Annotated in this window: 14 protein-coding genes; 5 read left to right on the top strand and 9 right to left on the bottom strand. The window is 66.7% G+C overall.

Annotated elements, in window-relative coordinates; translation table 11 throughout:
* Positions 1-186: 186 nt before the first annotated feature.
* Positions 187-759 carry a TetR/AcrR family transcriptional regulator gene (locus ACFU5M_RS13120; RefSeq protein WP_379048464.1) on the bottom strand — a complete coding sequence of 191 codons (573 nt, stop codon included), beginning with the start codon at positions 757-759 and terminating at the stop codon, positions 187-189.
* Between the two features lie 366 nt (positions 760-1,125).
* Here ACFU5M_RS13120 and ACFU5M_RS13115 point away from each other — a divergent pair, with 366 nt between their 5' ends.
* Entirely contained in the window at positions 1,126-2,745 is a 1,620-nt protein-coding gene (locus ACFU5M_RS13115) for an MFS transporter (RefSeq protein WP_379048462.1), read from the top strand.
* Positions 2,746-2,760: 15 nt separating this feature from the next.
* Here the strand turns inward: ACFU5M_RS13115 and ACFU5M_RS13110 are convergent, their stop codons facing one another.
* The gene (locus ACFU5M_RS13110) at positions 2,761-3,321 is read right to left on the bottom strand and encodes a TetR/AcrR family transcriptional regulator (RefSeq protein WP_379048460.1); all 561 of its coding nucleotides are present in this window, start codon (positions 3,319-3,321) and stop codon (positions 2,761-2,763) included.
* A gap of 148 nt (positions 3,322-3,469) precedes the next feature.
* Between ACFU5M_RS13110 and ACFU5M_RS13105 the strand changes: the two genes are divergently transcribed.
* A complete protein-coding gene (locus ACFU5M_RS13105; protein ID WP_379048458.1) occupies positions 3,470-4,693 on the top strand; it encodes a cytochrome P450 in 1,224 nt (407 codons plus the stop codon).
* A gap of 56 nt (positions 4,694-4,749) precedes the next feature.
* On the opposite strand, the gene ACFU5M_RS13100 is transcribed toward ACFU5M_RS13105, so the two are convergent.
* The gene (locus ACFU5M_RS13100; RefSeq protein ID WP_379048456.1) at positions 4,750-4,908 is read right to left on the bottom strand and encodes a hypothetical protein; all 159 of its coding nucleotides are present in this window, start codon (positions 4,906-4,908) and stop codon (positions 4,750-4,752) included.
* Between the two features lie 157 nt (positions 4,909-5,065).
* Positions 5,066-5,881, bottom strand: coding sequence for an SDR family NAD(P)-dependent oxidoreductase (locus ACFU5M_RS13095; RefSeq protein ID WP_379048454.1), 816 nt, complete (start codon positions 5,879-5,881; stop codon positions 5,066-5,068).
* A gap of 111 nt (positions 5,882-5,992) precedes the next feature.
* Between ACFU5M_RS13095 and ACFU5M_RS13090 the strand changes: the two genes are divergently transcribed.
* The gene (locus tag ACFU5M_RS13090; protein ID WP_379048452.1) at positions 5,993-6,598 is read left to right on the top strand and encodes a TetR/AcrR family transcriptional regulator; all 606 of its coding nucleotides are present in this window, start codon (positions 5,993-5,995) and stop codon (positions 6,596-6,598) included.
* Positions 6,599-6,617: 19 nt separating this feature from the next.
* On the opposite strand, the gene ACFU5M_RS13085 is transcribed toward ACFU5M_RS13090, so the two are convergent.
* From ACFU5M_RS13085 to ACFU5M_RS13075, 3 genes are read right to left on the bottom strand one after another with little or no spacing between them, the layout of a single operon-like run.
* The gene (locus ACFU5M_RS13085) at positions 6,618-7,130 is read right to left on the bottom strand and encodes a carboxymuconolactone decarboxylase family protein (RefSeq protein ID WP_379048450.1); all 513 of its coding nucleotides are present in this window, start codon (positions 7,128-7,130) and stop codon (positions 6,618-6,620) included.
* A 47-nt stretch (positions 7,131-7,177) separates the two neighbouring features.
* Positions 7,178-7,624 carry a DoxX family protein gene (locus ACFU5M_RS13080; RefSeq protein WP_379048448.1) on the bottom strand — a complete coding sequence of 149 codons (447 nt, stop codon included), beginning with the start codon at positions 7,622-7,624 and terminating at the stop codon, positions 7,178-7,180.
* A 37-nt stretch (positions 7,625-7,661) separates the two neighbouring features.
* Positions 7,662-8,831 carry a serine hydrolase domain-containing protein gene (locus tag ACFU5M_RS13075; RefSeq protein ID WP_379048446.1) on the bottom strand — a complete coding sequence of 390 codons (1,170 nt, stop codon included), beginning with the start codon at positions 8,829-8,831 and terminating at the stop codon, positions 7,662-7,664.
* A gap of 283 nt (positions 8,832-9,114) precedes the next feature.
* Between ACFU5M_RS13075 and ACFU5M_RS13070 the strand changes: the two genes are divergently transcribed.
* Complete coding sequence (locus tag ACFU5M_RS13070; RefSeq protein ID WP_379048444.1) at positions 9,115-9,996, top strand: sigma-70 family RNA polymerase sigma factor; 882 nt, start codon at positions 9,115-9,117, stop codon at positions 9,994-9,996.
* A 117-nt stretch (positions 9,997-10,113) separates the two neighbouring features.
* On the opposite strand, the gene ACFU5M_RS13065 is transcribed toward ACFU5M_RS13070, so the two are convergent.
* The gene (locus ACFU5M_RS13065) at positions 10,114-10,428 is read right to left on the bottom strand and encodes a hypothetical protein (RefSeq protein WP_379048442.1); all 315 of its coding nucleotides are present in this window, start codon (positions 10,426-10,428) and stop codon (positions 10,114-10,116) included.
* Positions 10,429-10,643: 215 nt separating this feature from the next.
* Between ACFU5M_RS13065 and ACFU5M_RS13060 the strand changes: the two genes are divergently transcribed.
* Positions 10,644-11,870, top strand: coding sequence for a multiprotein-bridging factor 1 family protein (locus ACFU5M_RS13060; RefSeq protein ID WP_379048440.1), 1,227 nt, complete (start codon positions 10,644-10,646; stop codon positions 11,868-11,870).
* Positions 11,871-11,967: 97 nt separating this feature from the next.
* On the opposite strand, the gene ACFU5M_RS13055 is transcribed toward ACFU5M_RS13060, so the two are convergent.
* Positions 11,968-13,350, bottom strand: coding sequence for a DUF1731 domain-containing protein (locus ACFU5M_RS13055; RefSeq protein WP_379048438.1), 1,383 nt, complete (start codon positions 13,348-13,350; stop codon positions 11,968-11,970).
* Positions 13,351-13,417: the final 67 nt, after the last annotated feature.

Genomic DNA, 13,417 nt, shown 5'->3' with positions numbered 1-13,417 from the left:
ACTCCGTCCTGGGCGATCGGTACGACCTCGGCTATCGCGTGCCGCCTTGTCCGGCATGTTCGTCGCGTGCCGTCTCCGGTCAGCCGCGCGCGCGTCGTCCACGATTGGCGCGGCGACCGTCCACCGACGCTGATGTCATAGCTGACTGCTCGCAACCGTCCGCGTCCGGTCTGATGGGCGGCGTGGTCAGGGCGCCTCGAGATGGATCTGGAGCAGTTCACGGAGCTGGCCGTACGTGCGGTTGAGGGGTGCGATGCTGTGGTCTGCGATCGACATCATGACCGCGCCCTCGATCGCCGCGATCGTCGTGGTCGCCAGGCCCTGGGCTGTCCGGGCTGGTACGCCCTGTGCGACGGCTTTCGCGGCCAGGTGATGTTCCCAGCGCCGGAATGCCTGGCTGGATAGTTCTCGGGCGCCGGGTGCTTCGCTTCCGCCGTATGCCGCGGCGGCGATCGGGCATCCGGACTGATAGTCGCTCGTCACCAGGACCCATTTCCAATATTCGACGAAGGCCTGAAGCATTTCCTGCGACGACAGCGTCTCGGCCATCTGCTCGATCATCTGCTCGATCCAGGCGCCGGCTGTCCGGACGGACTCTTCGATCAACTCGGTTTTTCCACCGGAAAAATGCTTGTAGATCGATTGCCGTGCGGTGCCGCTGTGTTCGAGCAGATCGGCCACCCCGGTGCCGGCCACACCTCGACGTCTGATCAGCTCGATCGAGCTCTCGATCAAGCGCCGTCGCGCATCCGCAGCCATGAGCCTCTTCCCCTCGGTACAGGCCATCCAGCCTAGCGACGAGCCGAACGGTAGACCATCCAGTCTTCTTGATGAAGCCGCAGGTCCAGATCTTCTCGAATAGGGCCCGACGCCTCCCTTGCGATAGACCAAGCGTTCTACTACGCTCCCTTTAGCGTTACCCGAAGTAACATCAACATGTCGGAGGGGATCGGGCCGAAGCTCACCGCGGGGCCTGATCCTGGCATCCCCGCAAAGGTGGTGCTGTCGCGAATCGAGCTGCCCGCCGACACCCCGTGGCTTCCGGTTCGCGGTGGCTATCGCCGTGCCCGGTCGGCAGCCACTTGCCGAGTCGGCCGCATCGCAATGACGAGGAGTCGATTTCCTATGCCCCACTCATCTGTCGCCGAGCCGACCGCACGGGCTGTGCCCACCGCAACCCCGAGCACGCGGGGGCGGTGGCCGGCCCTTGTCGTCATCTGCGTTGCGGAATTGCTCGTAGTGCTCGACAACACCGTCGTCAACGTCGCGTTGCCGTCCCTGGGTGTGCAGTTGCACGCCAGTTTCAGTGGGCTGCAGTGGGTTGTCGATGCCTACACACTCGCCTTCGCCGGCTTGCTGCTGGCGTTCGGCCACCTCGGCGATCGCTACGGGCGACGCAAGGTGATGATGCTCGGACTGGCCGGCGTCGCCGTCATGTCGCTGGGTGGCGCGTTGGCGACCGACCTGGTTCAGGTGATTGCCGCCCGCGCCGCTATGGGAGTGTTCGCCGCCGCCGTATTCCCCGCGACTTTGGCGCTGATCATCAATATCTTCACCGACGCAAGGGAACGGACGATCGCCATCGCGGCATGGACGGCGATGGCAGGCTTCGCCATCGCGATCGGGCCCACCGCCGGCGGCTGGCTACTCGAGCATTTCTCCTGGCACTCGGTCTTCTGGGTCAACGTTCCGGTCGCCACAATCGTCCTGGTTCTCGCCCGCATACTGCTTCCGGAGTCGAAGGCGGCACACACCGGCAGGCTCGATGTCATCGGCATCGCTCTCTCGCTGCTCAGCGTCACCACCTTGGTGTGGACCATCATCGAGGCTCCGCATCAGGGCTGGCTTTCCCCGGCCGCCCTGGCCGGCTTCATCTTCGCCGTGGTCTGCTTCGCGCTGTTCGTCCGATGGGAAATGCGCGCTGCCGCGCCCGTGCTGAACATGAACCTGTTCCGGATCCGGCGATTCTCCCTGCCTGCGGTGGCTATCGCGGTCGGCTACTTCTCCATGTTCGGATTCCTGTTCATGATCACCCAATACTTCCAAGGGGTGATGGAACTGTCACCGCTGCAGTTCGGGCTGCACTCGCTACCGTTCGCCGCGGCCATCGCCGTCGGCGCCCCATTGGCGACGCTGATCGCCCAGAAGGTCGGCACCACAGCGGTCATCGTCTTCGGTCTGGTGGTGATGAGTATCGGGATGTTCATCGCCGGGCAGGTGAAAGTGGAGACCCAGTATGTGGGTCCTGTGCTGGTCTCGATGGTGTTGATGGGCTTGGGACTGGCGATCGTGCAGGGCCCCGCGACCGAATCGATCATGTCCTCGGTGGCTCTCGATGAGGCGGGAGCCGGTTCGGCGGTCAACGACACCACTCGCGAGGCGGGCGGAACTCTTGGCGTCGCGGTACTGGGATCGATCGTGGCGTCGGTGTACACAACGAAGGTCGGGCCGCGCATCGATGCCATCCCGGACTTCCTGATGACCTCGAACGAGAAGAGTTTCGCCCGCGAGAGCGTCATCGCTGTACTCGAAATGGCCAAGCGTCCCACCAACCCGGCCTTCGCCCAGCAGAAGGCCGATCTGATCTACGCGATGAAAGCCGCGTCCATGGAGGGTTTCCAACTCGCGTCCTACGTGACGGTTTCGGCTTCGCTGATCGTCGCGGGTGCCATCGCCATCTTCCTGCCACGAGAACCCGCCGGTGACTCCATGCTCCTCGTCTGGAAGCGCAAGCCCAAGCCCTGAAACGCGCAGCCGACCTCATCGACGGGGCCGTGGCTCCGGCCGGTCGGCCGCGTCGATTCCCGCCGCATGTCGTAGCTGCGCGAGGAAAGCCGCCTTGTCATCGCCGGCGACGAGGTAGTGCGACACCGCCAGTCGCACGATCGTGGCCGCGACGATCTCCGCGTCGTCGCCCTCGACCATCGGCTGAATGAGCCCGCGCATGATCGGCAGCACCCGCGCGATCTGCGTCAGCACGTGATCGGGTTCGACATCGACCAGATGGCTCAGCGAATACGAATCCTGGAACTCGACGATGAATCGTAGGACGGCGTCCAGCCGGTCGCGGCCGGTCCGTCCCACGGTGGCGGCCCGCAGCCCGTCCTCGATGTTGCGCTGTTCGTAGGCGCCGAATGCGGCGAGCAGTTCCTCTTTCGAGGAGAACAAGCGATACAGCGTCGGCCGCGACACCTTGGCCTGGGCGGCGACATCCGACAGGCTCAGCTTGCTGTGCCCTCGGCGGCCGAGCACCTCGAAGGTCGCCCGCAGGATCCGCGTTCGGGTGGTCGTGTCCGAGCTGAGCGCGGCATCCGAATCCATTTACATCCTTTACAAGTATCGTAAAAACTGTAACATCAGATCGTACCGGAGCTTCTGGCACTCGAAACATCCGCTCCCGCAACCGATCCCGGCATCCGGCTGGTGACTCGGTGCGTCACGGACCCTTCCCGGAACAGTAGAGATACCGATGACAGACACGCTTGTCCCGGACGACACGATCGATTTCGACCCTTATTCCGAAAATTTCCTTACCGACCCGGATCGGACCTTCCGACGGCTGCGCGACGACGCCCCCGTCTACCACAACCCGGCGTACGGCTTCTGGGCGTTGTCGCGCTACGAAGACGTCGCACCGGCGATGAAGGACTTCCAGACGTATTCGTCGGCGCGGGGCATCACGCTCGAGATGGTTCTCGATCCCGATCCTCCGGACGAGGCGATACCGATGATCATCATGATGGACCCGCCCGGCCACACCCGGATGCGCAAACTGGTGAGCAAGGTCTTCACCCCGCGCGCCATCGCCGGACTGGAGCCGATGGTCCGCGAAACCGTCCACCGCTTCGCCGAACAGCTCGATCCGGATCGGTTCGACCTGGTCGAGGACTTCTCGGCACTATTCCCGATCGAAGTCATCACCACGATGCTCGGCGTTCCCCCCGAACACCGGCAGCAGTTGCGCCGGTGGCTGGCAGCGCCGATGGAACGCAAGACCGGATATGCCGGGCCGACACCGGAAGCGCGCCTGGCGCTGGAGGCGACCGCGAATTTCTATCACCAGCTCATCCTGGAACGCCGGGCCCACCCCCGAGAGGACATGATCAGCCGCCTCACCCAGGTGGAGGTGGAGCGCGAAGACGGCACACCCACCCGGCTCACCGATCGCGAGATCCTCGGCTTCGCCTCACTGCTGGCCGGCGCCGGAGCCGAGACCGTCGCAAAACTCTTGGGCAACGCCGCGGTGATCTTCGCCGACCACCCCGAGCAGTGGCAGGACCTGCGCGCGAACCGATCCAAGATCCCCGGCGCCTTCGAGGAACTGCTGCGCTACCAGGGGCCTGTGCAATACGACTTGCGCTACACCCAGCGCGAAGTGCGTCTACACGGACAAACCATCCCCACCCACAGCCCCGTACTCATGTTGCTGGCCTCCGCGAATCGCGACGAACGGGCATTCCCCGACGCGGACCGCTTCGACATCGACCGACCGCACTCCGGCCACAACCTCGGCTTCGGCTACGGCATCCACAGTTGTCTCGGCGCTGCCCTGGCGCGGTTGGAAGGCCGGATCGCCCTGGACGTGATGCTCGATTTCATGCCCGATTACGAGCTGGATCGTGCGGGTCTGCGGAGAGCGACGCAAACCAGCGTCGCGGGCTGGACCAATGTGCCCGCTCGAGTGAGGAACTGATCGCCACGTTGCTTGCGACCATGTGATCCGCGCTCCTGGTCCGGGCGCAAGCAACATCACCGTCGTTCGGCATCGCAGGTGAAGGTCGCATCGTGGAACGAGACGTCGCCGCTGAAGGTCGCACCAACGACGAACCGGCTCTGCTCGAGGTCGCGCTGGCGGCGGTAGGCGATGACCAGCGCGACGACGCCACCCACGCCGGCGACGACGGTCACGCGATGCGGGTGACGTCGATCTCGGCTGCGGTCTTGCTCAGGTCGACGGGTGTAATCCGCCGTATGTCGAACACCGCTGATCAATGACGCCTGATGCGCCGCCTGCTTCCGAGCGCCGGGGCGTTCGGCTCGCCACGCTGTTCGTCCTGTGTGATCGTCATCCGGGCACTTTGCGGCTGAGGTGTTCCCAGGCGCGATAGTTCGCCGCGCGGTCCTGCAGATCCTGCTGGACTATGTCGAAGGACCCGGAGCCCACGATGAGTCGCCGTGGCGGGTCCGGCAGGTCCACCAGTTCCATGATCACGGGAGCGGCGGTGTCCGGCGCGGGGCCGGCTTCGTCGCCCCACATCTCGGTCAGTTTGTCGCGGAGTTGCTGGTAGTGCGGGTCCGCTGTGGTCGTCGTGGTGCCCGTGGTGAACAGGCCGGTGTCGTAGCCGCCCATCTGGACGATGGTGAGTTTGACGCCGAACTGTTCGGCTTCCATCGCCACGGCCTCGCTCACGGAGTCGAGCGCCGACTTGCCGGCCGCGTACAGGCCGACCATCGGGAAACCGCCGCCGGTACCCATCGTGGTGACCTGAAGGATGCGCCCGCCGCCCTGTGCGCGCAGGTACGGCAGCACGGCTTGGGTCACCCATACGGCGCCGAACAGGTTGACGTCGAAGTGGGCTCTGATCTGCTCCTCGCTCGCCTCCTCCACCATGCCCAAGAGCATCGCGCCGGCGTTGTTGACCACGATGTCGAGCCTGCCGAAGGCCGCGCACGCCTGCTCCGCGGCCGCGAAGACGGCGGCGCGGTCTGTGACGTCGAGCGGCAGCCGCACCAGGTGGTCGGGGTACCGCCGGGCGAGGTCGGCGAGAGGCTCGACGTTGCGCGCGGCCCCGATCACCCGATCGCCCGCCTGTAGCGCAGCCTCCGCGAATGCCCGGCCCAGTCCTCGTGACGCACCTGTGATGAGCCATACCCGGGTCATCGGCTCCACCTCCTCTTGCTCGATCGGTTATGACAATGCAAGACGATACGTCTCGTCTATGTCACTGTCAAGACGGACCGTCTCGTCTCATTGCTGTGTTAGTATCCGGGCATGGTCAAATCGCCCGATCCCGCCCGCCGCAGCGAGCGCTCCCGGCAGGCCATCCTCACCGCGACTCGCGAGTTGATCGCGGAGTTGGGGTACGCCAAGCTGTCCATCGAGGCCATCGCGTCCAGGGCAGGCGTGGGTAAACAGACCATCTACCGCTGGTGGCCCTCCAAGGGCGCGGTGGTCCTGGATGCCTTCCTGGTGCTGAGCGAGAGCGGGCCGGAGCAGAGCATGGCGCTGCCCGACACCGGCGATCTGGAGGCCGATCTCAAGGTGGTCATGCGGGCTACGGTGGCCGAATTCGCCGACCCCGCGTTCGAGAACCCGATCCGCGCGCTCAACACCGAGATCATCAGCGATCCCGCCTTGGCCGCCCAATACCACGCCAAACTGGCCGGGCCCGTGGACGAGGCCAAGAAGGAGCGGCTGCGTAGCGCACAGCGAGCCGGTCAGCTCGCCGCCGATGCCGATCTCGACCTGGCACTCGAACTGCTGTACGCGCCTGTCTATCAGCGCTGGCTGCTCCGGTCCGGTCCGCTCACCCTCGAATACGCCGATGCCCTGGTCGAGGCTTTTCTCAAAGCCATGCGACCGGGCACCGCCGGGTGATTCCGGCGCGGCCGAATTGTCAAGCCGACACGGGGGTCCACTGTTCGGCGGGCGGGCGGCCGGGCAGCGGTTTGCCGATGAGGGCCAGCGGGATGAAGAAGTTCACTTGACCGATGGCTATCGCGAGGGTGGACAGGGCAGTGTGGTCGTAGTGCTCGGACACGCGTGCGAAGAGTTCCTCGGGTACCCGCTCTCCCTGCGACGCCGGTTGCAGGACAGCCTCGACCAAGGTGAGTGCGGCGCGTTCGGGTTCGGTGAAATACGGAGCGTCACGCCAGGTCGCGACCGCGGCGATCCGTTCCTCTGATTCACCGGCGGTGCGCAGGTTTCCCGTGTGCAGGAGGGCGAGGTAGGTGCTGCCGACGATCTGACCGGCGCGCAGCTGGACCAGGCTGATCGTGACCGGTGCGATCGCCCCGTTGCCGGTGGCCTCGAGCAGCGCCGCGCCGACCTCGCCGAGTGCGGGAACGAGCTGCTGGGGGTTGGGCAGACGGGAACCGCTGCGCTGCTGGGTGGTGGTGTTCGCGTTCATCGTTGTGGTTTTCCTATCTCGTGTGGTGAATCTCGGGTCGGTGTGGGTCAGGCGTACTGCGGTCGGCGGAGGGAGCCACCGAGTGCGCGCAGGGCGGCAGTGGTGGAGCCGCCTCGGGGCAGCCAGGCGCGGGCGGCAAAGGTGGCGGCGGCGAAGAACAGGGGCATGGCCCATTTATCGGGGCCGTCGCCTGCGGCCATATGTGATGTGGCGGCGCCGCCGTAGACGAAGACCAGTCCGGCGTAGGCCCATTCCGTGGTGCGGGGGTGGCCGGGAGTGAGGATCGTGGCGAGGGCGGCGGTTTTGGCGACGCCGAGGATGGTGGCGAAGTACATGGGGTAGCCGAGGTGGTCGAAGGAGTCGCGGACATAGGAGATCCGGGCGAGATCCCAATAGGCGCCGACCGCGGTTTCGGCCAGTACGGCGGCCACGGGAACCCAGCGCGCGAGTCGCACGCCGCGGGAACGGATCAGCGAGGTGGTGCGAGTGGACATGATGTGTCGCTCCTGTGTGCAGAGGTCAGGCTGTGGGTCAGGCGGCGGCCGCGAAATCGGTGGTGATCGCGGCGCGGTGGATGGCGGCGGCGAGCCGTGCGTTCTCGGGCGCGTTGAACGCGAAGGCGGCGCGGCGGCGGGTGTAGCCGTAGGCCAGACCGCTGTGCGGGTCGGCGAACCCGTCGGAGCCCGCGGAGCCGGTGTGCCCGAAGGCGTGCGCGCCGAGGAACGGATACAGCAGGCTCTTGGCTTCGAACCCCAGCGTGTAGGGGGCGCGGTCGCCCCGCACCAGGTCCGGGCCGCTGGAGTGCACGGCGGAGATGGTGGCGATGGTTCCCAGAGACAGCAGCGGATCCCGGCCGTCGATGCCGGTGGTGGCCGCCGCATACATCGCTGCCACGCCGTTCGCGCTGCCGACGCCACCGGCCGAGCCTTGGCCGAGGCGGCGCAGGGTGGTGTCATTGGGCAGTGCCATGACGTCGGAGGCGGTGAACCCGCGTGCGTTGAGGTTGTAGGAGATACCCGCGATGCCGTGTGGAGCGGGCGAGTTGCCGGCGAAGGCCGCTTCCATCTCCGGGCTGGCTCGCCACGGCAGGATCGGCAGGTATCGGTGGTCGAGTTCGGCGGGCAGACCGAGGTAGACATCCAGCCCGTACGGGGCGCGGATACGTTGTTCGAACAGCTCCTGGATGGTGCTACCGGTCACCGCGCGCACCACCTCACCGACGATGGCGTAGGTGACGAAACCGCCGTAACCGTGCACCGCGCCCGGTTCGAAGAAGGGCCGTTGCCCCACCAGCCGTTCGGCGATGACCTGCTCGTCAGCGAGTTCGGCGATAGTGAAACCACCGTCGACCCCGACGATCCCGGATCGGTGCACGAGCACGTCCCGCACGGTGATGCGCTCCTTGCCCGCCGCGGCGAACCGCGGCCAGTAGTGGGCGACCGACCGGTCGAGATCGAGAGCGCCGTCCTGGATCAGCAGCGCCACCACCAGGCCGGCGGCGCCCTTGGTCGTGGAATGCAGGCCGGTCAGCGTGGTGGCGGTGACTTCCGTTCCCGCCCACAGGTCCACCACCTGGCGGCCACGGAGGAAGGCGGCGAGTTGCGCGCCGGATTCCCCGTTCTCCTCGGTGACGACGTCGGCGAACTCGTCGCGTACGTGTTCGAATCCTTCGGCGACGGTGCCGTGTATTTCGATCTTCATAGTGATGTTCCCTTCGACAGCAGTCCCGCCCGCTCGAGAGCTGACCGGCCGCTGCGGATCGTGTCTGCTGCACTGACGGACGGCGGCGGGAAAACGTAACCGCGACACCGAAAACCGCTGGTCCGAACGTCGACGAGTCGTTCGCACCGCCAACGGCGCACGAGTCGGACGGGCGATCAGGACACCGGGTCCGGACGGCACCCAGCCGACCGGCGGAGGTAGAGGGTCACGTTTCCCGTCGCAGGCGCGTCATCGATGCGGGAGGAAAACCGAGGAGGACCCCGTGCACGATAAGCAGTTCTTGGCCGACCGATTCGAGGCACACCGCACCCACCTGCGAGCGGTCGCCTACCGGATACTCGGCTCGCTCACCGACGCCGATGACGCGGTGCAGGAGGCGTGGCTACGCCTGGCCCGCACCGACACCAGCGACGTCGGCAACCTCGGCGGCTGGCTGACCACCGTCGTCGGACGGGTCTGCCTGGACATGCTGCGCACCCGAAAGACCCGCCACGAAGAACCCCTGGAAGCCGAGCACCTACCCGACCCGGTGATCACCAGCGAGACCACACCGGACCCGGAACACGAAGCGCTGCTCGCCGACGCGGTAGGCCTGGCCCTGCTGGTCGTGCTGGAATCCCTGAGCCCCGCCGAACGACTCGCCTTCGTCCTGCACGACATGTTCGCCCTGCCCTACGAGCAGATCGCACCCATCGTGGACCGCACGCCGCTGACCGCCAAGAAACTGGCCAGCCGAGCCCGCCGCCGAGTCCAGGGGGCGACCCCGGGCCCGGATCCGGACCTGGCCGGTCGACGCCGCGTCGTCGACGCCTTCCTCACCGCCGCCCGCGGCGGCGACTTCGACGAACTCCTGCGCCTGCTCGACCCCGACGTAGTGCTCCGCGCCGATGCCGGTGCGGCGATGCGCGTGATCCGCGGCGCGACCGCCGTCGCGGGCCAAGCCGAAACCTTCCAGCGCATGGCCACCCTCTGCACCATCCATCCCGCCCTCGTCAACGGCGGCCCCGGTTTGGTCAACACGCTGGACGGCAACCCGTTCTCCATCATCAGCTTCGGCGTCACCCACGACCGCATCACCGCCATCGACATCCTGTCCGACCACGACCGGCTCACACGCCTCGATCTCACCGCCGTCCTCGGATGACGCGCACCGGACTTTTCCTGGCCGATAAGCATCGAATACCAGCGAAAATCGCCGCTCGAGCGTCCAAGAACGCGCGATGGGCAGCGCCGTCTCGGTACCGGGCTGCCGTGGCAAACGTCAGCGCGGCTCCCGTGCGGTGTCCGGCTTCATGCGCCCGGCATCGATGAGCGTCTGCCGGGCCGCCGCCTTACGCGGGCATTGATCGGCGCGGCATGCCCTGTGCTGCTGCATGATCCGGTGCGCTTCGGGAATGCCGAGCGGGTTGTCCGGAGCTTCATGCGGCCAGCCGGTCGGCCACAGTCCGGGGTCGGGCTGTCCGGCGCGTATTCGCTCGCGTTCGCGCTCGGCGCGCCACTCGGCGGCTACGCGGTCGATGATCGCTTGCGCTGACATGTCGTCCTGCTCGGCATCTCGCCACCAACTGAACCCCATCGCGTCTCACCCCTGCTGTGCTCGATTGTCATTCGGGTGCACGCCACCCGGCGGGGTGATGTCACCGCGTGCCGCTCACGGCAGGCGGTGCGTCCGTCCCGGACGGAACAGACGCGCCCGCCGGGTGGGTGCGGCTGCAAGCGTGGCGCGAAAAATACCGTCGCGGACTGGGGAAACGGCTACAGCGCGTCTACGGATGCACCTACGATCCACGCATGGGGACGGACGGGGGGTTACCTTCTGACATCGGGGAACGGCTGCGAGCCGCCAGGCAGGCGGCGGGACTGTCGCTGGCCGAGTTGGCGGCGCGGATACCGTTCTCGCGCAGCTATCTGGGCCATGTCGAGACGGGGACCCGCGTCGCCTCGGCCGATGTGGTCGCGGCCTACCTGCGCACGTGCGGTGAAATGACCTGCGATCCTGTCACACTGGTCAGTATGTTGGGCAGAGCGGACGTCGACCGCCGATCGTTCCTGCGCACGTCCGTCTACAGCGCCGCCCTTTCCGCGACCGCGCTGGTATCGCAGTCGGATATGGCCCGGCTGGCCCGAGTCGACGACTCGGCGCGCGTCGATATGGCGGAAGTTCGCGCTGTACAGGGAATTACCGACGCCTTTCTACGTTTGGACGAAGTCAAGGGCGGTGGCATCGGCCGGACCGCTGTCGCCGAATTCCTGAGTACGGATGTCGCGTCACTGCTGCGGTCGCGATTCGCCGATTCAACGGTCCGTTCCGCCGCGTTCAGCGCCGCCGCCGAGCTGGCCTACTTGGCGGGTTTCAAGGCGCACGACGCCGAAGAGGACGGCATCGCGCAACGCTATTTCCTCTCGGCATTGCGGCTCGCGGAGGAATCCGGTGTGCCGGGACAGGACGGTTTCTGCTTCCGCATTCTCGGACTACACGCGACCGACGTCCGCCAGCCACAGCACGCCGCCGAACTTGCCGAACGCGGAGTGGCGGCGGCCCGTGACAAAGTAGGTCCGGACACCATGTCCTTGTTCCTGGTCGGTCTGGCGCGCTGCTATGCAGAAACGGGGCAGCATCGGGCAGCGCGGGACACTCTGCGGAAAGCAGAACCATGGATAGACACAGAAATCACCACAGAATTACCTCGGTGGGCCGCGCTCTGGTGCCCGAACAAAGCGAGCGTAGCCCGGCAGACGTCGAAAGCATTTGCCGCCCTGGGTGACCACGGTGAAGCGGAGAGATACCTGTACCTGTCGCATTCGATGTGGAATCCGATAACGCACACCAGAATTCATGCGCTTTCGGCCGCCGAGACGGGGCTGATCCGGTGGCATCTCGGACGGCATGAGGACGCGGCGAAGCTATGGCGTTCCGCGTTGCCCGTTCTGTCCGCCGTATCCTCGGAACGCGCGTCGACAGTGTTGCGGAAGGTGCGGAAGGTCGCGCCGGAATTGTTTGTCGGCACGGCAGTGTGACAGCGCACGCCGAGTGTTGATCGGACTCCGCTCGAATCAGCGTCGGGCAATTTCGACGGGCTTCGATGGCCCCTGAAATTCCTCCCCGATCGAACGTTCAGTGGGGTAGCAAGGCTGCTAACGCCTTGTCGAGGGTGGGATAGCGGAAGGTGAAGCCCGCGTCCTTCAGCACCTCCGAGGTGGCGTGGCGGCCGGTGAGGCCCAGAGCGGGGTCGGAGCGCAGGAGGATCGCACCGAGCGAGAGCAACAGCTTCGGTGTCGGGGGCGCCGGTGGCCGGTGCAGGCGTTTGCGCAGGACGCGCATCAGGTCACGGTTGCGGACCGGAGTATCGGTGGCGGCCACCAGGATTCCGTTCGGCAGTTCGACAGCGCGGTCGAGCCCGAGTGCGGCACGCACGATCGCCAGCCAGTCCTCGATGTGGATCCAGCTGAACCACTGATCGCCGGAGCCGACCCGTCCGCCGAGACCGGCCTTGGTGAGCTGGGCGAGCCGTTTCAGGGCGGGTGCTTGCGGGTCGAGCACGATCGAGGTGCGCAGAATGGTCCAGTGCGTGGCGCGGGCCGGGTCGAAAGCGCGCTCCCACGGCTCGGCGACCCCGGTCATCTGCGGTAGCCCGTCCGGCAGGGGAGTGCTTTCGGTACAACGAATTTCGCCCGCGTCGGACCAGATCGCGGTGGTGCTCGCCTGCACCCAGTAGTCGATCGGCGCGTCGAATGTCGCGGCGGCGGCGACCAGCGCGCGGGTGGAATCCACTCGGCTGTCGCGCAGTTCGGCGATGTTCTGTGGCGTCGGGCGGCAGTCGACCAGCTTTCCGGCGAGGTTGACGATCGCGGTCCGGCCCGGATTCCGCAGTGCCGCAACCCATGCGCCGACGGTTACGCCGTCCCATTGCACTTGGTCGAACGGCAGCGCGGGGTCGGTGTGGCGGGTGAGGATGGTCGCGCGATGCCCGCGACAGGTCAGGTCGGCGGCGACGTGCCTGCCGAGTCCGCCGGTGCCGCCCGGGATGACCACCGTGAGCGCGTCGGGCGCGGGCTCCAGCCCGGCCGCGCGGGCCAAGCGCGCAAAGCACACGCGCACATCGGATTCCAGGAACGAGGCGGCGAGCCTGCGGGCCACACCGGCCGAAGCGCCGAGGAAGGTCGACTGCTGGGACAACTCGGTGCCGCCGTCGCGCGGCGTCAGCGTCCAGGACAGTCGCATCCGCCCGAGCGGCTCGGGCTGCTCGATGCGCAGCTCCCGCTCCGGCCGCACGGCGGCCACGATGAACGGCAACACGGTGCGCCCGTGTAATGCTCTGTGCGCCTGCCCACGCGGCACATAGGTTCCCGTACCGCCCACCGCGACCGGCCCGTCCAGCCGCACAGCCGTGATGCCCGGATTCCATTCCGGCCATCGCGTCGGATCGGCGAGCACATGCCAGATTCGTTCGGCAGGCAACGCGATGAATTGTGTGTACGTCGTTGTACGTCGTGCCATGAGCCCGACGCTAGCCCGCCTCCGCCCGCCTGGGAAACGTGTGCATCGTCATGTACCAGCTCGTGCG

The sequence above is a fragment of the Nocardia sp. NPDC057455 genome (assembly GCF_042802775.1).
Classification (GTDB): Bacteria; Actinomycetota; Actinomycetes; order Mycobacteriales; family Mycobacteriaceae; genus Nocardia.
The sequence above is the reverse complement of the archived record's forward strand: the minus strand, read 5'-3'. Positions and strand labels throughout refer to the sequence as shown.

Coding starts and splice junctions, on each gene's coding strand:
- ACFU5M_RS13120 (WP_379048464.1), bottom strand. CDS start 759: ATGGCTGCGGATGCGCGACGGCGCTTGATCGAGAGCTCGATCGAGCTG.
- ACFU5M_RS13115 (WP_379048462.1), top strand. CDS start 1,126: ATGCCCCACTCATCTGTCGCCGAGCCGACCGCACGGGCTGTGCCCACC.
- ACFU5M_RS13110 (WP_379048460.1), bottom strand. CDS start 3,321: ATGGATTCGGATGCCGCGCTCAGCTCGGACACGACCACCCGAACGCGG.
- ACFU5M_RS13105 (WP_379048458.1), top strand. CDS start 3,470: ATGACAGACACGCTTGTCCCGGACGACACGATCGATTTCGACCCTTAT.
- ACFU5M_RS13095 (WP_379048454.1), bottom strand. CDS start 5,881: ATGACCCGGGTATGGCTCATCACAGGTGCGTCACGAGGACTGGGCCGG.
- ACFU5M_RS13090 (WP_379048452.1), top strand. CDS start 5,993: ATGGTCAAATCGCCCGATCCCGCCCGCCGCAGCGAGCGCTCCCGGCAG.
- ACFU5M_RS13085 (WP_379048450.1), bottom strand. CDS start 7,130: ATGAACGCGAACACCACCACCCAGCAGCGCAGCGGTTCCCGTCTGCCC.
- ACFU5M_RS13080 (WP_379048448.1), bottom strand. CDS start 7,624: ATGTCCACTCGCACCACCTCGCTGATCCGTTCCCGCGGCGTGCGACTC.
- ACFU5M_RS13075 (WP_379048446.1), bottom strand. CDS start 8,831: ATGAAGATCGAAATACACGGCACCGTCGCCGAAGGATTCGAACACGTA.
- ACFU5M_RS13065 (WP_379048442.1), bottom strand. CDS start 10,428: ATGGGGTTCAGTTGGTGGCGAGATGCCGAGCAGGACGACATGTCAGCG.
- ACFU5M_RS13060 (WP_379048440.1), top strand. CDS start 10,644: ATGGGGACGGACGGGGGGTTACCTTCTGACATCGGGGAACGGCTGCGA.
- ACFU5M_RS13055 (WP_379048438.1), bottom strand. CDS start 13,350: ATGGCACGACGTACAACGACGTACACACAATTCATCGCGTTGCCTGCC.